Raw genomic sequence first — 25414 nt, forward strand, 5'->3', positions numbered from 1 at the left:
TATATCTTTATGCAAAGAAAAAAGAGCGGTTTTACAATACCTAATCAGCCGCCTGTTTGTTCAACAAGTCGCCACAAAGGAAAATTCATTTGATGGAAAAAATACCAGCCCCGGATTTACGGAGAGAGGAAAAACTGAAAGCCTTTGACCGCTTGCTCACCATTATGGACGAGCTTCGTGAAAACTGCCCCTGGGATAAAAAACAGACCTTTGAAACACTCCGCCACCTGACGATAGAGGAAACATATGAACTGTCGGATGCCATTCTGGAGGGAGATAAGGATGAGATCAAAAAAGAGGTGGGTGATTTGATGCTTCACCTGGTTTTTTATTCAAGAATCGGCTCTGAAACTGGCAGCTTTGATGTGGCCGATGTCATCAACTCTTTATGTGAAAAGCTGATCAACCGGCATCCGCATATTTATGGCGACGTGGTGGCTGAGAACGAGGACGTGGTCAAGCAAAACTGGGAGAAGATCAAGCTAAAGGAAAAGGGCAACAAGTCTGTATTGGGCGGTGTGCCCAAAACATTGCCTGCGCTGGTAAAAGCGATCAGGATCCAGGACAAAGCCAGAGGGGTTGGTTTTGACTGGGAAAAGAAGCAGCAGGTGTGGGAGAAGGTAGAAGAAGAGATGCAGGAATTCAAGGAAGAATTCAATGTGAGCGGGGAAAAGGAAATTGATAAAGAGAAGGCACAAGGTGAATTTGGCGATTTGCTTTTTTCGCTCGTCAACTATGCAAGGTTTATAGATATTGATCCTGAGGAGGCTTTGGAGCGAACCAATAAGAAGTTCATTAAGCGATTTCAGTACCTCGAGCGAGAGTCGGCCAAGGACGGCAAGAGCCTTGGGGAAATGACGCTGGCTGAAATGGACGAATACTGGAACCGGGCGAAGAAATTGTGATTAGGGTAAAAATGGTTAATTTGATATAGCTTATCACTCTAACCTACTTACTATGAAAACGCTTAAAATCAATCATTGGGCCATTTTGGTCATTGTTGTGCTTGGTCAGGTTATCCCTGCCCTGTGGTATGGGATGTTTGCAGAAACCTGGATGCGGCTTAATAATCTTACCGAAGCAGATGTGATGTCGGGTGGTTCCACGCCCTATATTTCGAGTGTGATTACAGCCATCGTTTTTGCCTATGTGTTGGCATGGCTTTTCAAAAGAATGAATGTCGGGTCGGCAGCAGATGGCGCTAAAACTGCCTTTATCATGGCTGTTTCCTTTTCGCTGCTAATGCACATGACAGTAAATTTCTTTTCGATGAGACCTTACGGCTTAGCCTGGGTCGACGGGGGAGCGGATCTTGTGGTTTGGACGCTAGCTGGCACTATTCTGGGCGGCTGGAGAAAGTACGAAAACTAGCTTTCAGCAATGTTGTTGCAGCCTGATATGCCCTATACAGAATTTCCTCCAGACCTCAGGCTGCAACAGTTTGTAGAGTGCTATTGGTGTGTCAAAAGTGCCACGCAGCTCAATAGCTTCAGGCCCGTGTTTCCCGACGCCTGTTCCGACATTATTTTCAACTTCTCTGCCCCACTTCTCTACGAGGAGCATGGCAAAATTTCCTGTAACCAGTTTCAGTCCTTTTATGTCGGCATCCAAACCGCACCTATTTTTACAAAAGCAGGTGGCCCAACAGATTTATTAGGTGTGAGGTTTAAAAACCAGGGAGCGTGGAGATTTCTGAGGCGTCCCCTGGCGGAATTTAGCAACAGGACTGCCTCACTCAAGGAACTGGATGAGGGTGATTTACATAACCTGACAGAGCAGTTGGCATTTTTGTCGGTTTCAGAAAGGATCAAAATAATTGAACTTCGTTTGCTTGCGAGGTTGGGAAATGAGCCCGGGTGGGACATGGCGGATCAGTTCTTCAGCAGCCCCTCAGGTTCGATCCAAGGATTTTGCAGGGCAAATAACCTGAGCGAGAGAACGCTGGAAAGAAGATCACGGGAGAGGATAGGCGTGTCTCCAAAAATTTACCAGCGCATTGTTCGCTTCAGAAAGGCCTCCGGGAAACTTTCAGGCTTCGATGGGTCGTTGATGGAATTTGCCTGGGATATGGGCTACTACGATCATGCTCACCTTGCCAAAGATTTCCGGGAATTTGGACACTTTTTGCCATCCAGCCTTATGCATTAATTCATCAACTGTCGGGTTTTTACAAAAGCTGATGAGCTGGCTAGCCCTAACTTGTGGCAACAAACAAACCATTAGAAGATGCAAAAATTTCAACAGCTTTCACCAAACATGATGGTTGCAAGTGTGGAGGAGTCCATGGCCTACTATTCGACAATTTTTGGCTTTACCGAAGGGCCGAGCGTGCCTGCCCCGAGCGGTGGTCTTCAATGGGGAATGGTGATGCATGGAGCGGTGCAGCTCATGTTTCAGACCGCCGCAAGTATTGGCGAAGATCTTCCAGGCTTCAATACTGAAAAAACCGGCGGCAGTCTCTCGTTATTCATCGAGGTGGACGATGCCGCTGCGCTGTATCAACAGGTGAAGGCAAAAGTGGAGGTCTTTATGCCACTAAAAAACACCTTCTATGGCAAAAGAGAGTTTGGCATCCGTGATCTCAACGGATACCTGTTGGTGTTTGCAAGCGACATCAAGTAACTGCTAGCTCATCTTGATGGGCAGTTCTTTGCTTCTCTTTCCCGTAGCCGCAAAAACTGCGTTGGCCAGAGCAGGCGCAAAAGGAGGCACCGGTGGTTCTCCAACACCTGTTGGCTTTTCGTCACTTTCTACCAGATGAACAAAGATCTCTTTGGCGGTGTCCTGCATGCGGGCCACTTCAAATTGGTCGAAGTTTTTAGCGACCGTTTGCCCATCTTTGAAAGCAATACCCCCTTTCAGGGCAAGGCTGGAGGCAAATGTTCCACCTCCTTCAAACTGGTTTTTGACAGAGTTTTGGTTCACAACAATGCCACAGTCAACAGCGAAGTGAACTTCCGGAATGGTGAGCTTGCCGGCATCGTCAACCGCCACATGCACCACGCAGGCCACATAGGTAAGGAAGCTGCGATGTGCACAAATGCCCATGCCGTGCCCTTTAGGCAGTTCTTTGCCCCACCCCGACTTTTCGGCAGCGAGCTTAACCACATTTTTGAGGCGTGCTGTTTTCATCGGAAACTTCTCAACAGGCTCGCCATAGTTGCCAAAGCCTTCCATCAGCTTGTCAAAGGGGATTTCCCTGTCCGACCCGATCAAATCGAGCAGATTTTCCACCGGATCCATTTGTCTGGCCACAGCAATTTCATCCACCATGCTGCCAATGGCAAAAGCATGCTGGATGTTGCTTACCGATCGTAGCCAGCCAATACGGGTCATGGCCTTTGCCTCGTGCGACTGACAGGAGATGTTGGGGATATCAAAAGGCATGTCGACCATGCCCAGCTGGAGCTCATCAAAACTTGGGCCCGTTGCATCCGGTGAGAAAGTACCACCGATGGGTGGGAAAACACTGTGATGCTCCCAGCCCGTCACCTTTTTGTTGTTGTCCAGCGCCACCTTGATCCGCTGCACACTACAGGCGTGGAAGAAGTCGTGCTGAATATCATCTTCTCTTGTCCAAATGATTTTGACGGGAAAGCCACTCATTTGGGAGGCCAGTGCGGCTTCCACGATAAAGTCAGGCTTTGATTTCCGCCCGAAGCCACCTCCAAGCAATGTGACATTCACTGTGACATTGGCTTTGTCTATTTTCAACGCCTCAGCCAGGGCATCGTTGGCCCCCTGGGGGTTTTGGGTGGGAGCCCACACTTCGCACTTTCCATCTTTAAAATGAGCTACGGCACATGGCGGCTCCATGGGTGCATGAGAAAGATGGGGTATCAGGTATGTGGAGTCAATGGTTTTCGCAGCATTTTTAAAGGATGTTTCTACCGACCCTTCCTCTCTATGCACCTGGCCTTTGTTTTTCACTTTGCCAAGCATGTCTTCAAAATAATCTGCTGTACTGTATTTGGCATTGGGGCCAAAGTCCCATTCTACTTCCAGCGCATCTCGCCCTTTGATGGCCGCCCAGGTGTTGTCCGCCACCACGAGCAAGCCACCTAAAGGAGCGTTTATTCCACCCGGGAAAGCTGTGAAAGGCATTTCAAATACCTTTTGCACGCCAGCTACCTGCATGGCTTTGTCTGCATTGAAGGTTTTTACCTTTCCTCCCGCCACAGGGCAACGGAGCACCGTGGCGTATTTCATGCCAGCCACCTTTTTATCCAGGCCAAACCCGCCCTTGCCACTAATAATGTCTTCAATGTCAACGATGGGTGTGGACTTGCCAATGAATTTCCACTCTGACTTTTTCTTTAGGGTGATTTTGTCTTCGGCTGGCATTTCCAGTTTTGACGCCGCTTCAGTTAACTCGCCAAAGCCTAGCTTTTTGCCACTGCCCTCATGTGCCACTTCGCTATTTTTTGCTTTGCACTCGCCAACGGGAACACCCCACTCGTTGGCCGCAGCTTGCTCCAGCATCATTCGGGCTGTGGCACCTGCTTTTCGCATAGGCTCAAAAAACATGCGCACCGAAAACGACCCATCTGTATTTTGATTTCCGTACCGGGCTTCGTCTCCTATGGCCTGCACCACCTTCACTTTGCTCCAGTCGGCTTCCAGTTCGTCGGCCACAATGAGCGGCAATCCCGTACGAATACCGGTTCCCATCTCCGACCTGTGGGCCACTATGGTCACCGTGCCGTCGCTGTTCACCGTCAGGTAAACATTGGGGGAGAAAGGAATGCCGCTATCTTTCTTTTTTGAAGGAGAGCACCCTATCTGCATGCCGATGATAATGCCTGTGGCGCTGAGGCCGCTAATTTTCAGAAAAGAGCGGCGATCAACTTTTTTGAGAATGGATGGTTCCGGGGGATTGTGCAGAGGCTTCATAAACAAAGTTTTGTGGAATAATAAAGCTAATTAAAATATGCTGAAAAGTTGACGGGGTTGCGGATATTTCCAGGGACTCCCTTTTCGCCGATTTAGTCCAAGCGATGGCACGCTTCTAAATGTGCCTGACACAGGAGCATTAAAAAAAGGAAATCTAATAGAACTTTTTAAATGACGAAGGGAGATTTAGTTTCCTCAATTTTCACCACCCCACTCTAAATATTTATGCACCATAGCGCTTACATTTCACCGCCATATTTGTTATATTTAATCTAGTCTCCGACTGTCTAAACTTGGATTTATATCGAGTTTTACTAACATTGCAGAGTTCTACCTACTTGAAAATGAAAGTGCTTTCGTCCAGCTACGCCAATGACAACGAACTCCTGGAAGCTTTCCAGAGGGGAGAAAAAGACGCATTCATCGTCATATACGAACGGTTTTGGAATAGGATTTTTTTGATAGCCTACAAAAGCACCCGAAACAAGGAGGTGTCTGAAGACCTTGTTCAAAACCTATTTCTTAAGCTTTGGGACAAAAGAGATTTGCTGCATATAAAGCAGATCGAAGCGTATTTGCATTCTTCCATCAGAAACAGTGTGATCGACTACATACACAGCCAGGTAGTAAGAAATAAATACCTCGACTACCTTAAAGTTTCGCCTCCTGCCGGCGAGAATAATACAGACCGCATGATGGCAGTAAGTGATCTTTCGAAGCTGATAGAAGAGGGACTTACTCAGCTGCCTGAAAAGTCAAGGAGTATTTTTAGAATGAATCGGCTTGATCATTCACCAGTGGAAGAAATTGCACAAAAGCTGAAAATTTCGGAAAAGGCGGTTCAGTACCACCTGACAAAATCTCTGAAGGTCATGCGACTCTATTTGAAGAGCATTATTTTTAGTCTCCTGCTTATTTTTCTGGGCTAGGTTTTTCCACAGAACTTAACCCATTATTGCGACTCCATCCAGCGAACACAATAAATCTGATTTATTTTCACCTTCCTTTTAGGAAAAACAGCGAGTTGCCCGTCTAGTTGGTAGGCGTGGACAATATTTAAACAATTAGTATATCCTTTTTGATGCCGGGCGTGCGCCATGAAAATGAAACAAAAAGAACTTGAACAACTGCTAAAACGCTATTTGAAAAACAGTAGCTCTGAGTTTGAAAAGCTTGAAGTAGAAAGATGGTTTGAAGATATAAGCAATAACGACATTGATTTGAGCGAATCTGAAAAAATTGAAATAAAGGACAGAATGCTTGCGAGAATTCTGGAGGCCCGGGAACAGGGAGGGAACGAGCCTGCCGTTCGGGGTCGGCAGTTGATTTTCAGAGTGGCTGCTTCACTTCTGTTGATGATCGCTTCTTTCGTGGCATACCAGCAGCTGTCTCAGGGCGAACCTGAAACTATTGCCGTCACCACGCCGGCGCTTTCCGATGAGGTTGTAGTTGAGAATAACTCGAAAGGTACCAGGGAGATTTGGCTTCCAGATGGCACCCAGGTGATACTAAAAGGAGAAAGCAAGATCAGCTACGCCAGGCAATTTTCGGGAAAGAAGAGGGAGGTAAACCTTGTAGGCGAGGCTTTTTTTGATGTGATCAGAAACCCTGACCGACCGTTTTTTGTATACAGCGGCAATATCGTTACCAGGGTGCTGGGCACAAGTTTCAGCATGGTGGCACCTGAAAATGCTTCTACAATCGAAGTAAATGTGGTGTCGGGAAGAGTGTCGGTTTACGAGTCGGAAGAAGACGAAACCGATGAGGCCGACCAGAAGAAGGTCAAGAAAGGTGTTATCCTCACCAGAAACCAAAAGGCGACCTTCTTTGTCAAAGAAACTCATCTGGTTACCTCACTGGTTGAACAACCCAGGCCGGTAAAAGTGCCAACAAGAGAAAACAAGTTATTGGTATTTGAAGACAATACCCTGAGCGAGATCGCCTCCAAACTTGAGGAGAATTACTCGATAGAGTTTGTGATGGAAAATGCATCAATCAGCAACTGTACTTTCACAGGAGACCTGTCCGACATGTCTCTTTACGATTTATTATCTGTGATTGGGAAGTCGGTTGGTGTTGAGTACGAAGTGATGGGCACTAAAATCCTGCTAAACGGACAAGGCTGCCAGAAACCAATTATTAACTAAAAAGATAAATTATATGAAACAGAAATCTACATAGAAAATGACCTCTGGTACCACGAGTACCTTTGGAGCCAGCCCCTTTTTGAGGATCCGTGAGGTAAATAAAAGGGCTAAAAAAAGTGCACTACCCTACAAACTTACATACTTATGAAACTACTAAACCTACTTCATGCAAGGAGAAAGTACTTTTCTCAGGGCATGAAGATATTTGTTACCCAAATGGTTGTCGTTGCATTGTCAACATCCATTTCGTCGGCCAATGAGCTCATTGGCCAGGCACTGTTGGACAAGGAGGTATCTCTCAAAGCTGAGGATGTCGAACTTAAAAGTGCCATTTCAGAAATTGAAAGAATTGCCAACGTAAAATTCGCTTACAGCCCCAAGCGAATCAAAGACAGGCAAAAGGTGTCCGTTGATGTTGAGAACAAGAAGTTGAGTGAAGTACTTGACGGAATGCTCCAGCCGCTCGACATTTCCTACGAAGTTATTTCAGATAGAATCTCTCTCTATAAGCCCGAAACAAATAGGGGCCCCGAGAAGGCATCTGCTGAAAATGAAATTCTGAACCCTGAATTCACTGTATCAGGTGCTGTGAAGGACGAAAATGGCCAATCACTTCCCGGTGTGAACGTTGTCGAGAAAGGAACCACCAACGGTACCATTACGGACGCTGACGGCGGATACAGGTTGAGCGTTACAGACGAAAATTCAGTTCTGGTGTTTTCTTTTATTGGCTTTGCGACGCAAGAAGTAATCGTAGGTGGCAGGTCGTCCATTGCAGTAACCCTGGCTACCGACACCAAAACACTTGGTGAAGTAGTAGTTGTGGGTTATGGAGAGCAGAAAAAGGTGACGGTGACAGGTTCAGTCGTAGCTGCAAAAGGTGTTGACCTGGTAAAGTCACCTGCAGTGGATCTCTCGAATTCACTCTCTGGCCGTTTGCCTGGTTTGGTGGTGATTCAAACAAGCGGTGAGCCTGGTAACGATGGCTCGCAAATCAACATCAGAGGTATTAATACCCTTGGAAATAGTTCGCCCCTTATCGTGATTGATGGTATTCCCGACAGAGAGGGTGGTTTGGGTCGCCTTAGTCCGCAAGATGTAGAGTCTATAACTGTTCTGAAAGACGCTGCCGCTGCTATTTATGGAGCCAGGGCAGCAAATGGAGCCATACTGGTTACGACAAAAAGAGGAGCCACTGGAGCCCCACAGGTTTCGTACGACTTTAATCAGGGCTGGGCGCAGCCAACGTTAGTGCCGAAAATGGCCAACGCCGTTCAGTACGGAACGATCATGAATGAGCTGCCCATTTACAAATCGATTCCTGCCAACGAGTGGGATGCGGCTTGGCAGAGTATTCAGCAGACAGGTACGTTTACTTCCCCTTCCACTGGCACCTCCCTAAGTGCTCAGTTCAGCCCCTCTGATATGCAAAAATATAGAGATGGTTCTGACCCATGGGGGCACCCCGATACGGATTGGTTTGGTGATGCATTCAAAACATGGTCGCCGCAAAGCAGGCAAAACCTACAGATCAGTGGAGGAACAGACAATGTGAAGTATCTCTCTTCGATTGGCTATGTAAATCAGGATGCCTACTATAAAAACTCTGCTACTAAGTATCAGCAGTATAATTTTCGATTGAATCTCGATGCGAAAGTGAACAAGTATATTTCCACACAGACCGGTATAATGTTTCGTGAGGAAGTAAGGAATTATCCAACACAGTCGGCAGGCTCTATTTTCAGAATGTTGATGCGGGGTCGTCCAACAGAGCCAGAAGTATGGCCGAACGGTCTGCCAGGCCCTGATATTGAAAATGGACAAAACCCTTATGTGATTACAACAAACGCTACTGGCTATCAGAAAAACCCAACTGACTATATTCAAACCAATGGAAGAGTCGATATCACCAACCCTTGGATTGATGGTCTGAAATTTACTTTGATGGGCTCGGTTGACAAAAAGATTGATCGTGATAAAAGGTGGGAAACACCCTGGTATTTGTACACTTGGGACAAGGTAAGCTATGAAGCTGATGGAGTTACTCCGCAGTTAACAAAGGCGTTGAGGTCTACTTTTTCAGACCCTAGACTGACTCAAGAAGAAGAAACTTCTTTGAATACAAACATCACAGGAATGTTGAACTACGAGAAGACATTTGGTGATGACCATACCATCAACTTGATGGCAGGCATAACAAGGGAAACCTTCAAGGGCGATAACTTCCTTGCTTATAGGAGAAACTATATCTCTCCAGCTATTGATCAGTTGTTTGCTGGAGGATCTCTGGCTCAAAACACTGATGGTAGTGGATATGAAAGAGCTCGCCTTGGTAATTATGGCAGGGCAGCGTACAACTATAAGGAGAAATATCTTGCCGAATTCATTTGGAGATACGACGGCTCATACATTTTCCCTGAATCTGACAGATTTGGATTCTTCCCTGGAATTTTGGCTGGCTGGAACATTTCCAATGAGGATTTTTTCCAAAACAATATCAGCTTTGTCAACTTCTTGAAAATAAGAGGTTCCTACGGCCAAATGGGTAATGATCAGGTTTATTTTGATGACAATCTTCAGGAATATGCTTATTTGGCTACCTACGGCTTTGGAGAATATCCCATCAACGGACAAGTGGTGAAAACACTTACCGAGACTCGTCTCGCTAACCCGAACTTTACCTGGGAAAGAGCCAACAACGCTAACATAGGTCTTGATGGTACAATGCTCAATGGCGCATTGACATTTGCGTTTGAGTATTTTTATAATAAAAGAGATCAGATTCTAATCCAGAAAACTGGTTCAACCCCTGCGTCATCAGGTATCAGCTCTCTTTTGCCGCCCGTGAATGCCGGTAAAATTGAAAATAAAGGCTTTGAGTATACTGTGGGCTACAATAATCAGTCTGGAGGTTTAACTTATGCCTTTGGGATTAACGGTGGTTATTCGAAGAACAAAGTCATCTTCATGGACGAGATTCCCGGGGCGCCCGAATACCAGCGCCAGGAGGGAAAGCCATATGACAACCCATATGATAACCAATCATCTTTGGTTTATGAGTCTGATGGAGTATTCAGAGACATGAGTGAGATCAATGACAACACACTCGATTATAGTGCTGTGACGCCTAATCTTATCCCTGGCGACATGAAGTTCAAGGACATAAATGGCGATGGTAAGATTGATGGTGACGACCAAACAAGGATGGACAAGACAAATACACCCACCTTCAACTTCGGCGCAACCATGAATTTCCAGTACAGGAATTTTGACCTGGCTATTTTGTTCCAGGGGGCGATGGGTGCTGTGATCCGTTTGCAAACTGAATCTGGTGACATCGGAAATTATCTGGAATACAGCTATGACAATAGATGGTCAATTGACAATCCAAGTAGCACTCACCCAAGATTGGCAAGTAGAGGAGATACCTACTTTACTGGCGGTAACTATGGAAACAACACCTACTACATGTTGAGCAAAAATTACCTCAGGTTGAAGAACGTTGAGCTTGGGTATAATTTCCCATCTACATTAGCCGAGAGGGTAGGAATTCGCAATTTCCGGGTATATGTGAATGGCCTTAACCTGATTACTTTTGGTTATTTGAACAGGCAAGGAATTTTTGACCCTGAGTCAACAAATGTTGCTGGAACGTATTACCCACAAGCAAGGGTAATTAACACTGGTATTCGTTTAACCTTTTAATGAGAGCAACTATGAAAAGAATAACGATAAAAATATGGGTTCTAATTGCTGGAATGTTCGTGCCTATGGCATGTAATACGGACTTTCTTAATACAGAGCCTCTTGACAAGATTTCCAGTGACCTTACCTGGAGCGATGGGCCACTGTCGGAAGCATTTATATACAACGTCTACTCCTATTTGGGATATGGAGGTTTTGAGGAGCAGATGCTTGCAGCAATAACCGATGAGGCTATGTTTACACATGCAGGCAGGAATATTAACCCGTTTAATGAGGGGTCTGAAAATCCAGCTAACCTGGCCTGGATGAGTCCTACCTACGAGTGGAATAATATGTATCTGGCTATCAGGCAAGCGAATACAGCAATAGAGAATCTTCCAATTGCAACTTTTGACAATGAGGATTTAAAGGATCGGCTTCTTGGTGAGGCTTACTTTCTGAGAGCCTACTATTATCATCAGCTATTAAGATTCTATGGTGGGGTTCCCATTATTGATAAACCGTACGGTTTGGATGAAGACTACACGATTGCAAGAAGTACGTTTGCGGAATGTGTAGACTTTATTGTTGGAGACCTTGATCAGGCGATTACATTGCTTGACGGAAAGCCTGAAACTCCAGGCAGGACTTCCAAGATTGCTTCTATGGCGCTTAAGGCAAGGGTGTTGATCTATGCAGCCAGCGACTTGCATGATATTCCAACAGCCTCTGCTTCGGTATCAGGGCTTACGGATCTTCATGGCTATACCAGCGGAGATCAAACTGCCAGATGGACAGCGGCGAGAGCTGCCGCCAAAGCGGTGATAGATGCAGGTAGCGGTTATAAGCTGGCTCTTACTGCGCCGGTTTCTCCTGAAGAAGGAAAAGCTAACTATGTGGCACTTTCGTATGGGGGTGGTAGTGCCGTGGCAGATGCGGGTGCAGCAGTGGAACTACTTTTCCAAAGAACGCAAACCCCGCTATATACGGTTGAAAACAACTGGCCGCTGGGTGGTATCCACTTCGGCATTAACAATGGGCCTAACGGCTACCACAACTGGGCAGGCAATACACCAATCCAGCAGCTGGTAGATGACTATGAAATGATGGACGGCTCTAGGTTTGACTGGAATAATGCTGCCCATGCGAGCGCTCCCTACGATGATCGTGATCCTCGGTTGTATGCTACTGTACTTTATGATGGTGCTGATTGGAAGCCAAGACCCTCCGATGTGGCTGGCATTGATCCCATGGATCAAATCCAGACCGGCTACTACGACGATGGCGACGGTGGAATTATCAATGGCGTTGACACGAGAGAGTCTCCCATCGAGAACTGGAATGGTAGCCGTACGCATTACTATGTGAGGAAGTTTATAGATTCTGATCCGGCCGTCATTGACAATCAGTCGGGTGCACAAGTGATTCCGTGGCCATTTATCAGGTACACTGAAATGGTGCTGAATTATATCGAGGCATCTATTGAATTGGGCGATGAGGCTGAGGCCAGAAACTGGCTCAACAAAATACGTTTCAGAGTGGGTATGCCAGCCGTGACCGATGCAGGCGACGCCTTGAGAGATCGATACAGAAATGAACGCAGGATTGAGCTTGCCTATGAAGAGCATAGGTATCATGACGCCAGAAGATGGTTGATTGCACCCACCACATTGGGCAGAGGTATCAAGGATATTCAGGTGGAGGCGAAGCTGAAGCCGGGAGCTACACCGCATGTGCCTTATCGGTATGATCCAGATGTATATGACTATTCTTACACCCCTCAGGACAATACAGAAAACGAAACCCGTACCTGGGTGGATAAAATGTATTTCCGCCCGATAAGTCGGGGAGAGATCAACAGAAATGATAAACTAGTTCAGAATCCGGGATACTAAAGTTTCAGTAAGTTGTATCTAAGTTTAAAAACCTATGCCGGAGTATTTCGGTGTAGGTTTTTATATTTTTGTTTAAGACCGATCCAAATGCTTAACAACCCTGCACGATTTCTTCTGGCCATTTTTATAGTGATTTTTTGCGGATGCAAAAACGAAACCAAAGAGGAACGAACCGAACCTGTTGTTCCGGATACTCCGCCTCTTTTCAGGCTGCTTCCCCAGCAGGAAACGGGCGTAGATTTTATTAACCAGCTTGAGGAAGGATTAAATACCAACATCCTCATGTACGAATACTTCTACAACGGGGGTGGCGTAGCGGCGGGCGACATCAATGGTGACGACTTGATTGACCTTTATTTCACCTCTAATATGGGAGAAAGCAAGCTTTACCTGAATGAGGGAGGTCTGCGCTTCAAAGACATTACTGCTGTGGCAGGTGTTGGCGGTCGGCCAGGGCCCTGGAAGACGGGCGTAGCCATGGCTGATGTGAATGGCGATGGCAAGCTGGATATTCATGTTTCTTACTCGGGCCAAATGAAAGAAGAAAGTCGGCAAAACCAGTTGTTCATCAATATGGGCAACGATGCTAACGGAATGCCCACGTTCGAAGATCAGGCGAAGGAGCTTGGACTGGCCAGTGCAGGCTACAGCAACCAGATTTACTTTTTCGACTACGACAGGGATGGTGACCTTGATGCATTGTTGCTCAACCACAACCCGAGTTCCATGCCTGTTCTCAATGAAGTGAAGACGGCCGAAATCTTAAAGGTAGACGATGAGCTGAGGGGAGTAAGGCTTTTCAGGCAAACCAACGGCCATTTTGATGATGTGACTGCCACGGCAGGCATCAGCAGCTCGGCACTCACCTATGGGCTGGGCGTTGGCATTTCCGACATCAACAACGATGGTTGGCCAGATATCTATATTTCCAACGACTATGCAGTTCCCGATTTCCTTTACATAAACAATGGAAACGGAACCTTTACCGACAAGCTGAAGCAAAGCGTGGGCCATAACAGCCAATTTTCGATGGGCAACGATGTGGCCGACATTAACAACGATGGCTGGAACGACATAGTGACCCTCGATATGCTGCCTGAGGATAACTTCCGTCAGAAGTTACTGCTCGCTCCTGACAACTACTCCAAGTTTGAATTGAATATCAGGTCGGGTTTTCACTATCAGTACATGCGCAACATGCTGCAGTTGAGCAATGGAAACGACCTTACAGGGAACCCCACTTTTAGCGAGGTGGGGCAAATTGCAGGTATCTCCAATACCGACTGGAGTTGGGCAGCCCTGTTAGCCGATTTTGACAACAACGGTTGGAAAGATCTTCACGTGACTAATGGGTATTTCAGGGACTATACCAACCTGGATTTCATCAAGTACATGGACGATTTTGTGAAGAGCAAGGGCAGGCTGCAGCGGGAGGATGTGCTGGAAATCATCAGCCACATGCCAGCTTCCAATGTGGTCAACTACATTTTTTCAAACGTTGATGGGCTGAATTTCACTAACCAGACGCAAGCATGGGGATTGAACCGGCCTTCCAACAGCAACGGCGCTGCGTATGCGGACCTTGATAACGATGGCGACCTCGACATCATCGTTAACAACATCAACCAGCCTGCATTTATCTATCGAAATGAAGCTGACAAAGAGCCTGACAACCGTTACCTCGACATCAAGCTCCTGGGCGAGACGCCCAACACCCAGGGATTAGGCGCAAAAGTGACCATTTCCATCAAGGGCAAAAAGCAGTCGGTGGAGCAAATAACTGCCAGGGGCTATCTGTCGTCTGTGTCGCCCGTTCTTCATTTTGGACTCGGGGAAGCTGCCAATGTCGATACGCTGATTGTGCGTTGGCCCGAAGGAAAGACGCAGGTGCTTACCAACATTGCAGGCAATCAGGTGTTGACTTTGTCGGAGAGCGACGCAACCGATTCGGAGGCGACAACGAAAGCCATAAAACCACTTTTTGTGGAGACCGCCTCTCCAATCAATCACCAGGACAAGCCACTTAATGCCAACGATTTTAAAAGGCAAACACTTCTGATCAACCAACTCTCGTTTGGCGGGCCTGCCATGGCCAAAGGTGATGTAAATGGCGATGGCCTCGAAGATGTATTTGTTGGTGGAGGCGTGGGGCAGCCGGGTGAGTTGTGGCTGCAAAGTGCAGGAGGTAATTTTCGCAAAAAATCGCAAGCGGCTTTCGACCTTGACAGTGCCAGCATGGATGCCGACGCAGCTATGTTCGACGTTAACAACGACGGCCATATTGATATTTATGTGGCCAGTGGGGGATACCACACTTTCACATCAAATAATGTAGAGCTCCTCGATCGGTTATACATCAACGATGGAAAGGGCAATTTCAGAAAGGACAAAGACATTCTTCCCGAGGTAGGCGGCAGCAATGCAACTGTGGCAGTGGCTGACGTAAATGGAGACGGGTCCAATGATATTTTTGTCGGGGGGCGTGTGGTGCCGGGAAGGTATCCGGAGGCTCCACAAAGCTACCTGCTGATCAATAACGGATCAGGCAAATTTTCGGACCAGACAGCATCACTGGCACCGGGTGTTGAAAGATTGGGTATGGTCACCGATGCCGCCTGGCTCGACGTCAACAAGGACGGAAGGCAGGACTTGATCATTGTGGGTGAATGGATGCCGATCACGGTATTTGAAAATACTGCCAATGGCTTTTTGCTCGCAACGGAGAAGTACTTCGACAAATCATACGAGGGGTGGTGGAATACCCTCACTGTTGCAGACATTAACGGTGACGAGGTTGCCGATTTGCTTGTGGGCAACCTCGGAATAAATACACAGTTTGGCATCTCCGAAACCACGCCAGCAGAAATTTACTTCGACGACTTTGACAATAACGGATCTGTCGATCCCATTTTTTGCTACTTCGTGCAGGGCAAAAGCTACCCAAGTGCTACCAGAGATGAGTTGCTCGATCAGCTCAGCTCGTTTCGTAGAAAATTCAATAGTTATAAGAGCTATGCTGAAGTAACGCTCGCTGACATTTTCTCACCAGAAGAGCTCGAAAATGCAGGACACATGCAGGCTGATTTCATGAAGACGTCCGTCTTTTTAGGACAAGTCGGTGGCAAGTTTATCGAGAAAGCTTTGCCCATCGAGGCGCAATACTCACCCGTTCACACTATCACCGTGTTCGACTATGACGCTGATGGAAAGAAAGACATTTTACTTTGTGGCAACAACAGCTACAGCAAGCTGAGGGTAGGGAAATTTGACGCCAATTACGGTGCGCTGTTCAAAGGCAAGGGAAATGGTGAATTTGCCTATGTGAGCCAGCCGGGTTCTGGTTTCAATCTGAAGGGCGATGTGCGCAGCGTAGTGCAAGTTGACAAGTTCCTGCTGTTTGGGGTTTGCCAGGGAAAAATGAAAGCTTATACTTTTAATGACTAAAAACCATTGAAGACTTATGGAGCGCAAGAATAACCTATTTTTAAAACTTTGCTTTTTAGCAATAATCACATTTGCTTTTGCCTGTACCCCCGGTAATAAGAAAGTTTTTGCGCCGCAGGAAGTGGCAACGGGGTGGGCCGATTTATCGATTTACATTACAAAAAACACTCCCTCCAACTCACCTACTTATGCCTCACGATGCTTTGGCTATATAGGGCTAACGATGTATGAGTCCGTTGTGAACGGCTACCCGTCTTATCACAGCATGGCTGGTCAGTTGAATGGTTTGGAAGCATTGCCGATTCCGGAGACAGGGCTGGAATATGATTGGCTCATTGCTCTCAATGCCGGACAGGCATCTATCATCAAACGCATTTATAACCAGACCTCCGACGAAAACAAATCAAAAGTTGATTCTCTTGAGGCGTTATTTTTTGAGCAGATTTCTGACCAAGTCGACAGCGAAGTAGCAGACCGCTCGGTCATGTACGGAAAAAGTGTGGCCGACGCTATCTTTGAGTGGTCAACAACCGACGGCGGGCACCGGGGCTACCTGAAAAACTTCGATAAAAATCTTAAGCTGCCCACAGGTGAAGGGCGCTGGGAGCCGCCATTGTATGCACAGTCGATAAGCCACTATCCACTGCATCCACACTGGGGTGATAATCGCACCTTTGTAGCAAAAAACAGCCTTATTCCGACCCCAGAATTGATTCCGCACGATACAACACCGGGCTCTCCCTACTACACACAATTCATAGAGGTATACGAAAAGGACAAAGCGCTGACACAGGAGGAAAAGGAAGCGGCACTTTGGTGGGGCGACGATCCGGCCGATACATTCACGCCACCTGGGCACTCTTATTATATAGCTACTGCGGTGATCAAGGCTAAAAACCCCGAACTGATCAAATGCGCTGAAACCTACGCCAAAATGGGTATTGCTGTAGCCGACGCATTCATTGAATGCTGGAAGTGGAAGTACGAGCATGTGTCGGAACGGCCGTCAAGTTTTCTTAACCACCATGTGGAGCCCGGTTGGGTGTCATTTTGGCCCGACCCGCCCTTTCCCGCATTTCCATCCGGGCACGCCACCAATGCCGGAACCGCTGCCACTATCCTCATTTATCAGTTCGGTGAGCGATTTTCGTTTACCGATAGCTCTCATGTGGGGCGCAAAAGAGATGAGCTCAGAGACGTGGACTTTAAGCCGAGGCAATACGACTCCTTCTGGCAGGTAGCTGAGGAAACAGCCAACTCCCGGTTTTATGGTGGCATCCATTCTCACTACGACAATGAAATAGGGCTTACTGAGGGAGCAAGGATAGCAGAGAACGTGAATACATTGATTTGGAAAAACGAATAAGTTAGCTCGTGCGCACTATTATGAATAAACTGAAGGTCATCTGGTTGGTTTGCCTTGCCCTGGCAACTTGCACAGCTCAGGCTCAGTTGAGCTTCAAGGATGTAACCGAAGAGGCCGGCATTGGCTATCACCAGTTTGTGGTTTATGAGGGGATGTTTGGCGGAGGTATTTGTGTGTTTGATTTCAATAATGACGGATGGGACGATTTTTTTCTCACCAGCGGAATGGAGACTGATCGCCTTTACCTGAACGATGGAGACGGCACTTTCAAAGATATTTATGCCTCATCCGGCCTGGTTGTTACGGGTGCTTACGTGACCCAGGGCGCCGCAAGCGCCGATGTGAACAGAGACGGCTGGACGGATTTGCTCGTCACGACCATTACTTTAAAAGACAGTTCTCAACAAATTCCCAGGGCGGAGAATCTTTTGTTTATTAACAATGGCAATTCAACCTTTCGGGATGCCACTGAGGAATACGGGCTAAAGAACCTGCAGTCATTTAGTACCGGCGGCAGCTTTGGAGACTTCAATCTCGATGGTTATCCTGACATTTACATCGGCAACTACTTTCTGGCCTATGAGGGAAAATTGAGTGCCATCAACGATGCTACCATCGTTAATGCCAGCTCAACAGCAGAGGGGTATTTGATGGTTAACCATGGCGGCGAATACTTCACCAATGAATATGAGGATTATGGATTAAAATTTCGTGGTTTCGGTTTTGGAGGAGTATTTACTGACTACGACAACGATCACGATCCGGATATTTTCGTTAACCACGACTTTGGGTACAAAGCCACCCCCAATGTGCTGTTGAATAACCGCTACCCCGACGACAGGTTTATTGATGTTGCTGAGGAGGCTGGGATGGATCTCAAAATCAATTCCATGGGGATTGCAATCGGGGATTACGACAACAATGGGCTCCTCGACTACTATGTCACCAATATTCGCTTCAACCGCTTCATGGTGAATCAAGGGGCTGGCAAGCCATTTATAGATAAAGCCCGGGACTTGGGGATGGGCTTTGTGAGCATCAGCTGGGGGGCCAACTTTGCCGATTTTGATCATGATATGGATGTTGATTTGTTTGTGACCAACGGCGACCTCAATCCCAACGACGTGCCCATGGCCAACTTCTTTTTTGAGAATGACAAAGTGGCGTTCACCGATAAGGCCCATTTGCTCGGCCTCAACGATTACGGCGTGGGCAGGGGGTCGGTGGTGTTCGACATGGACAACGACGGAGACCTCGATATTTTGTATGTAAGCCAAAAGCCAGTGCTTGACTTCCCCGTGGAGTCTCGCACAAGGCTGTTTCGAAACGATAGCAAAGGAGGCAACTGGCTAAAGGTTAGCCTCAATGGAACCGAATCGGAACTGCACGGCCTCGGCGCCAGGGTGGAGGTCGTGGCCGGCGGCGTGAAAATGATGAGAGAGATAGATGGAGGATCCAGCCATCTGTCGCAGAATGCATTGTACGCCCACTTTGGCATGGGCACCCACTCAATTGCCGACTCTGTGATTGTGACCTGGCTGGGGGGCGAACGGCAAGTTTTGTTGAATCAGCCGACCAACCAGTTACTTGTGGTCACAGAGCCGGAGAGCAAAGGCCTTGGCTGGCCGATGACCGTCGGCTTTGGTTTTGTAACTGCCCTGGTTGCCGCCTGGGCGGTAAGGAGATTTACTTCAAAATAGCGCTCGCCCAAAAAGATAGTTATGTTTTACCCTAAACATAACGTGAGTTCGATATAAGAAAGTAACAAAACATCACCGAGGGCGTCATTGCGGAAATTTTCTTCAGATATTTTTCTCATCTGAAGAAAATTATCCGCAATCTCCGCCTCAAGACATATGAGATTCCGGATAAATATTGGCCCATTTTGATTTTAGGCCAATATTTTCCGGAATGACGACATTCTTATATCGAACTCACGTTAAACATAGTTAACATTCATCCCAAACATAGCCATCTTTGGGTCTAAACATAGCTATGTTTGGGAAGGATTATAGCTATAAATGAAGTCGATGATAGCTATGATTTTGGAACGGCGCCTTGAGAGCAATAAATCACTCTTTTTTTGGCCATAAGCTGGCCTGCATATTGCCTAGTTCTTAATGATTCTCCACGTGCTGGATAGCTCTCCATTTGTAAGGGTAAGCAGGTAGGTTCCAGCCCACATTCCATCAAACGGGATTTCAACTTTTCCTTGCTGGCTCGTCAAACATCCTTCCTTGACCTTTTGACCGGTAGTAAGTGTCAGGGCATAAGACACCTGAGTGATGCTTCCTGGTAATTCTATTGAAATGAAGCTCTCCGTAGGGTTGGGATACACCTTGATTAGCCCAGCCAGGCCATTCTTCAACCCCGTCACCTCTTCCACCACCAGGGATCTGGTGACCTCCTCTGCTGCCAGGTAGTTTTCATCACCTCCCTGGGTGGCTGTTATGGAGGTTGTACCACTTCCAGTTATGGTCAAAGTTGCCCCTTCCATAGTGGCAATTGTCTCATCTTGAGATTGAAAGGCGACAGGCAAGCCTGAAGAAGCCTCAGCTACCAACTCAATTGGGTCATCGTCTGATCTCAATGTTGGCAGCTCATCAAAAGTGATGTTTTGTGACGCTTTGGCAATAGTCAATGTGTGCTCAGCGGAAGCGGCATTATAATTATCATTCCCGGCTTGAGACGCTGTGATGGTTACTGCCCCGGCTTTTACGATAGAAGCGGAATTGCCTTCGACGGTAACCACAGCAGGGTCAGACGATGAAAAAGTAACGGGTAAACCAACGGAAGAAGTAGCCGAAAGCTCGAAAGCAGGGTCGCCATACGTTTTGGCGGCCAGTGGTTCAAAAGTAATGGTTTGACCAGCCTTGTTCACCACAAGCGACTGCTCCACAGAAGCGGCGGCCAGGTAGTTTTCATTCCCAGTTTGGGAGGCGGTGATAGCCGCTGAACCTGGTTTGAGAAGTGTAACGGTTGTTCCATCCACTTTAGCCACAGTGGCGTCACTTGAGGCGTAGGCCACCGTAAGGCCTGAGGTACTTGACGCAGAAAGCACAAAAGGCTCGTCACCAAATGTGTTTGCCGGGAGTGCTGCAAACGTAATGGTTTGGGCTGCTTTGTTAATGGTCAGCGTTTGTGTGGCAGCGGCACTGGAATAATTGTCGTTGCCAGATTGAGATGCGGTGATGGTGGCAGAACCCGCTTTTAAGATGGTGACCGTGACGCCCTCAACGGAGGCTACAGCTGCATCACTTGAGGAAAAGGCTACATCGAGGCCGGAGCTGGCAGTGGCTGTCAGCTCAAAGGGGGTGTCGCCATAGGTTTTTTCGGGGAGGGAACCGAAGGTGATGGTTTGTTCAACTCCGTTGATTGTTAATGACTGTTGTTTTGACGCTGCGTTGTACAGTTCGGTTGCCACCACCGAAGCGGTTACTGTGACGGTGCCAGCTTTGTGTATTGTTACTGTCTTTCCTTCGGTGCTGGCTACTTCGGGGTTGGAGGATGAGAAGGAGATCTCCTGGTCTGTGTCTACTGAAACCATGAGGTCGAAGGGTTCATCTAAGATAGATTTTGTTGGCAACTCGGCGAAGGAAATTGTAGGATCAGCTTTTGTGCCAGAGCCAGTCAAAGCAATTTCAATCAATGGATTCTCCTCGTCATTGGTCAAAATGAGCAATGTTGCTGAACGTGTGCCGATACCTTTCGGGGTGAATGTTATTCCTATCTCCCCAGAGTCGTCGGGGTTTATTTTATCAGAGATTAAGGAAAGATCTAACTCAAAGTCTTCCGGGTTAGCGCCAGCCAGATCGAATTTAACGGAGCCAGTGAATTTGAGGGGGATGTAGCCGTTGTTGTTTAAAGTCACGACTTCCCTTTCCGTTGGCATTGCAAAAGACTCATTTCCAAAGGCTACTTCAAAACTGGTGGTTTGGGTAGTGCCAGCATATTCAATCGCTGCTGACGCATATAAGATTGGAAGTTCCCAGGGTGTAGTTGTGCCGTCTTTAACCCCATTAAAATAGAGCTTCGTACCGATGATAATTAAATCGCTGACGCCGGCAATATTTCTTTCGTCATCAGGAAAGACATAAATAAGATCAAAAGAACCGGTCGTTCCATCAGTTCGATACAAATAAGCCCCCCCAAGCACTAAGTAAGCCAGGTCATCGATTACAAAAGAATCGTTTAAATTATTGTAGCCTGTTTCTATTCTTTCCGAGTCTCCTTGAGCGTCGTAGATGTCGTAGTAATTAGCCAAACCATCACTACTGACAAAAAGCACTTTGTTTCCGAAACCGACAAATGGACTTATACCATTATTATAATAGGTGCCTGACTGGGCTACTTCTTCCAGGAGAGTCAGATCAGCTGTGGTTTTATACAACGTACAAATGTTGTTTTCAAAGGTGACCGCTATGAAAAGTACTTCGCCAATATTGTGATACTGAACCAATTTCACGTCGGTGTCAAATTCAGCCAATTGCTGTGTGCCGGATGGTGTTCCATCAGAGTACCATAAAGCGTGTTTGCTGCCTGAATTTTTTGCCAGGAAGATAAATTTGGAAGCAAAAACATTAAAACTACGGGGCAGGGAGCCTTCGGAACCTGGGTTGATGTCTTTTACCAGCCCCGCCCCTTCGGGAGTAAGATCGCTCGACCAAAGCTCAAAACCAGTTGTTTGGTCGTTGGCAGCGAAAAAGATCTTTGAGTCAAATTCGAGGGCCACAAATCCTTCGTTTCCTCCGACTTCACCATAGTCGAAAGCATCAGTCATTCCCGGAGCAATATCGGTTACTTCATAAGTTCCGCCAGTTGTTCCGTCTGATACCCACATTTCACGGCTGTTGGTGCCCTGAGGATCGGACGTAAATAGAATTTTGTCGCCAATTACCTGCAGGTTACTCCCCGAATAGACCTCCTTAATAAGCACAATCTCATGATTGGCTATTTTTACTAACCCGGTGAACTCAACACTGCCATTATTCCATTCTGAGGTCAATGTAAATGTTTCGTTATTGTAGGTAACCAAATGGTCGAAATGGGAAAATGTTGGATTTCCACTGGGATTGCTCAAAGGTTCAAGTCGATCGTTGCCATTTTTCCTAAATATGTTCGGTGAAGCTTGATATTTGTTGTCTTCTAGAAGAACAAACTGGTTGTCTGTTTTGGCGATTGATCCGAGCTCAAGATCTTTTAGCCTTTCATTAAAGTCTCCCAGCATCGTTGTACCTTCTGTAGTTCCGTCACTTACCCATAGCTCCTGGCCGTGTAGCCCATCGGTTGCTACAAAATATAAATGAGTCGCATCAGCGCCAACAAACTGCCTGCTTGATAAGATAGGACTTGGATCGATATCTTTTACAATATCTGTCCCTGCATCCGATCCATCTGTCTTCCATAGTTCGTACCCAGCTGCGGTACTCTCTCCAAAAAAAAGCAAGTTTCCGTCAATTTCATCGACTATATTGAACCCATTTTGTAGACCTGGAATTTCCTTGACCAACGTGACATCGATTCCATCTGTTTTCCAGAGCTTTCCATCTGTATTAAAAAAAACATTTCCTGAGTACGGGCGAGACACTCTGTAAATCGCTTTTCCTAGCGGACCGACTGTGGCAATCAATTCCAATGTGTTAGTTGACGTATTCAACTTATAAACCTCAGGGTAATTGAGATAGCCAAATAGGATGAGTTCACCCGCAATATTTCTGGCTCGGATGTTATTAAAGTTTTCGGAAATAGAAGGTAATGTTCCCTCATCGGTTCCGTCTGTTTCCCAGAGATGGTATCGGAAATTGCTGGTAGAGTAGAACAAAAAGTATAGTTTGCCGTCAAGCTCAACCAAATCACGTTCGTCGTCAAAAGCAATGAAACCTGCTTCTGAGCTTAAGTCACTTATCAAAATAGTATTGTTGGAGGCGCCATCAGTTTCCCAGATCTGATTGCCATTGATAAATAGCAGCAGCTTTTCTCCAAATTCAACATACTCTACATTCGTCAACCCGTCAGACCCGTCGACAATATCTTTCAATAGTATTGTACCGTCTGATGTACCGTCTGTAATCCACAGTTCCTGGCCATGAACACCGTCATTGGCAAGAAAAAGTAGCTTATCGCCAAACTGCTTGGGTTTCAAGGCTGCAGAACTGCCGTAATTGGTTTCGTTGATATCTTTAAGTAATTGGATGGATCCGTCAGCTGGATCGAAAAAACCTGGCTCAAGACCGACCGCATAATCTCCCTCCACGAAGAAGTTAATATTAAAAACTAAAAGCTTGTCTTGAAATGCAACGATGTCGCTTACGTTGCCAGTTATTGCGGCATGTGTTTGACTGGCACTCAGCACAACGGTACCTTCGGATGTGCCATCCGTTTCAAGTAATCTACTCCCAAAATATCCTGATTGAATAAAATAGGACTTATAATTTAGTTCTGTGAAGCTTCCCTGCCAATAAAACGTATCACCGGTAGGGTGATTCTCCAACAAAAGCTGCACAGGTTGCGGTTGCCCTAATGCTCTTTGGCCGAATACCGTGAGTATCCCGGAAAAAGTAGCTATTAAAATAAAAAGCTTAATTCCCTTTAATAATTCTATAGGCGATTTTAGTGCCATCTTTTGAAATAGTTAGTAGGTAAATGCCGTCTTTTAAATTGCTGGTCAGAATTGCTGTTGACCCCGACTTGTCTAAGTAACCGTTGGAAATTACTTCTCCACTAATCGAGGTGAGAGTAAATTCACCCATTAAATCAGCGCTGTGTTTGATGAAAAGCAACTCTTGCACCGGGTTTGGAAATACCTCCAGTAGCCCAGCCAGGCCATTCTTCAACCCCGTGACCTCTTCCACCACCAGGGATCTGGTGACCTCCGCCGCCGCCAGGTAGTTTTCATCACCTCCCTGGGTGGCTGTTATGGAAGTTGTTCCACTACCGGTTACGGTCAAAGTTGCCCCTTCCAAAGTGGCAATTGTCTCATCTCGAGATTGAAAGGCTACAGGCAAGCCCGAGGAAGCCTCGGCCACCAGCTCAATTGGTTCGTCGTCGGATTGCAGGGTTGGCAGCTCATCAAAAGTGATGGTTTGTGACGCTTTGGCAACGGTTAATGTTTGTTCAGCGGAAGCGGCATTATAATTATCATTGCCGGCTTGTGAGGCCGTGATTGTTACTAGCCCGGCTTTTACTATCGACGCCGAATTACCTTCAACGCTAACCACAGCAGGGTCAGACGATGAAAAAGTAACGGGTAAACCAACGGAAGAAGTAGCCGAAAGCTCGAAAGCAGGGTCTCCATACGTTTTGTCGGACAATGGTTCAAAAGTAATGGTTTGACCAGCCTTGTTGACAGCAAGTGACTGCTCCACAGAAGCGGCGGCCAGGTAGTTTTCATTCCCAGTTTGGGAGGCGGTGATAGCCGCTGAACCTGGTTTGAGAAGTGTAACGGTTGTTCCATCCACTTTAGCCACAGTGGCGTCACTTGAGGCGTAGGCCACCGTAAGGCCTGAGGTACTTGACGCAGAAAGCACAAAAGGCTCGTCACCAAATGTGTTTGCCGGGAGTGCTGCAAACGTAATGGTTTGGGCTGCTTTGTTAATGGTCAGCGTTTGTGTGGCAGCGGCACTGGAATAATTGTCGTTGCCAGATTGAGATGCGGTGATGGTGGCAGAACCTGCTTTTAAGATGGTGACCGTGACGCCCTCAACGGAGGCTACAGCTGCATCACTTGAGGAAAAGGCTACATCGAGGCCGGAGCTGGCAGTGGCTGTCAGCTCAAAGGGGGTGTCGCCATAGGTTTTTTCGGGGAGGGGACCGAAGGTGATGGTTTGTTCAACTCCGTTGATTGTTAATGACTGTTGTTTTGACGCTGCGTTGTACAGTTCGGTTGCCACCACCGAAGCGGTTACTGTGACGGTGCCAGCTTTGTGTATTGTTACTGTCTTTCCTTCGGTGCTGGCTACTTCGGGGTTGGAGGATGAGAAGGAGAT

At 46.9% G+C, this 25414-nt stretch carries 14 protein-coding genes; 11 read left to right on the forward strand and 3 right to left on the reverse strand.

Features of this window, described 5'->3' with window-relative positions; all coding sequences use genetic code 11:
* The first annotated feature begins 92 nt into the window (after positions 1-92).
* The 4 genes from mazG (at position 93) to GC130_RS27435 (ending at position 2622) form a co-directional block, all read left to right on the forward strand.
* The gene (mazG, locus tag GC130_RS27420; protein ID WP_152001564.1) at positions 93-905 is read left to right on the forward strand and encodes a nucleoside triphosphate pyrophosphohydrolase; all 813 of its coding nucleotides are present in this window, start codon (positions 93-95) and stop codon (positions 903-905) included.
* Between the two features lie 52 nt (positions 906-957).
* Entirely contained in the window at positions 958-1371 is a 414-nt protein-coding gene (locus GC130_RS27425; protein ID WP_152001565.1) for a DUF1761 domain-containing protein, read from the forward strand.
* Positions 1372-1380: 9 nt separating this feature from the next.
* Positions 1381-2148, forward strand: a complete 768-nt coding sequence (locus GC130_RS27430) for a helix-turn-helix transcriptional regulator (RefSeq protein WP_152001566.1) — start codon at positions 1381-1383, stop codon at positions 2146-2148.
* Positions 2149-2226: 78 nt separating this feature from the next.
* Positions 2227-2622, forward strand: a complete 396-nt coding sequence (locus GC130_RS27435) for a glyoxalase/bleomycin resistance/extradiol dioxygenase family protein (RefSeq protein ID WP_152001567.1) — start codon at positions 2227-2229, stop codon at positions 2620-2622.
* Positions 2623-2625: 3 nt separating this feature from the next.
* Here GC130_RS27435 and GC130_RS27440 read toward each other — a convergent pair whose 3' ends face one another.
* Positions 2626-4893, reverse strand: coding sequence for a molybdopterin cofactor-binding domain-containing protein (locus GC130_RS27440; RefSeq protein ID WP_152001568.1), 2268 nt, complete (start codon positions 4891-4893; stop codon positions 2626-2628).
* 344 nt (positions 4894-5237) lie between these two features.
* Here GC130_RS27440 and GC130_RS27445 point away from each other — a divergent pair, with 344 nt between their 5' ends.
* The 7 genes from GC130_RS27445 to GC130_RS27475 all read left to right on the forward strand — a co-directional run bounded on the left by GC130_RS27445 (position 5238) and on the right by GC130_RS27475 (position 19129).
* Positions 5238-5822 carry an RNA polymerase sigma factor gene (locus GC130_RS27445; RefSeq protein ID WP_152001569.1) on the forward strand — a complete coding sequence of 195 codons (585 nt, stop codon included), beginning with the start codon at positions 5238-5240 and terminating at the stop codon, positions 5820-5822.
* 174 nt (positions 5823-5996) lie between these two features.
* On the forward strand, positions 5997-7040 hold the full coding sequence (locus tag GC130_RS27450) for a FecR family protein (protein WP_193218040.1): 1044 nt from the start codon (positions 5997-5999) through the stop codon (positions 7038-7040).
* A 144-nt stretch (positions 7041-7184) separates the two neighbouring features.
* Positions 7185-10745, forward strand: a complete 3561-nt coding sequence (locus GC130_RS27455; RefSeq protein WP_226940629.1) for a TonB-dependent receptor — start codon at positions 7185-7187, stop codon at positions 10743-10745.
* 11 nt (positions 10746-10756) lie between these two features.
* Positions 10757-12619, forward strand: coding sequence for a RagB/SusD family nutrient uptake outer membrane protein (locus GC130_RS27460; RefSeq protein ID WP_152001571.1), 1863 nt, complete (start codon positions 10757-10759; stop codon positions 12617-12619).
* An 87-nt stretch (positions 12620-12706) separates the two neighbouring features.
* A complete protein-coding gene (locus GC130_RS27465; protein ID WP_152001572.1) occupies positions 12707-16063 on the forward strand; it encodes a VCBS repeat-containing protein in 3357 nt (1118 codons plus the stop codon).
* A gap of 16 nt (positions 16064-16079) precedes the next feature.
* Positions 16080-17429 (forward strand): vanadium-dependent haloperoxidase, encoded by a 1350-nt coding sequence (locus GC130_RS27470; protein WP_152001573.1) that lies wholly within the window; start codon positions 16080-16082, stop codon positions 17427-17429.
* Positions 17430-17449: 20 nt separating this feature from the next.
* A complete protein-coding gene (locus tag GC130_RS27475; protein WP_152001574.1) occupies positions 17450-19129 on the forward strand; it encodes a CRTAC1 family protein in 1680 nt (559 codons plus the stop codon).
* Positions 19130-19539: 410 nt separating this feature from the next.
* Here the strand turns inward: GC130_RS27475 and GC130_RS27480 are convergent, their stop codons facing one another.
* Positions 19540-24048 carry a T9SS type A sorting domain-containing protein gene (locus GC130_RS27480; RefSeq protein WP_152001575.1) on the reverse strand — a complete coding sequence of 1503 codons (4509 nt, stop codon included), beginning with the start codon at positions 24046-24048 and terminating at the stop codon, positions 19540-19542.
* Positions 24008-25414, reverse strand: a 1407-nt coding sequence (locus GC130_RS27485; RefSeq protein WP_193218041.1) for a T9SS type A sorting domain-containing protein, incomplete at its 5' end; no start/stop codon positions are given. The genes GC130_RS27480 and GC130_RS27485, both read right to left, overlap by 41 nt.

Origin of the sequence: Imperialibacter sp. EC-SDR9 (genome assembly GCF_902498805.1) — a bacterium.
GTDB lineage: Bacteria > Bacteroidota > Bacteroidia > Cytophagales > Cyclobacteriaceae > Imperialibacter.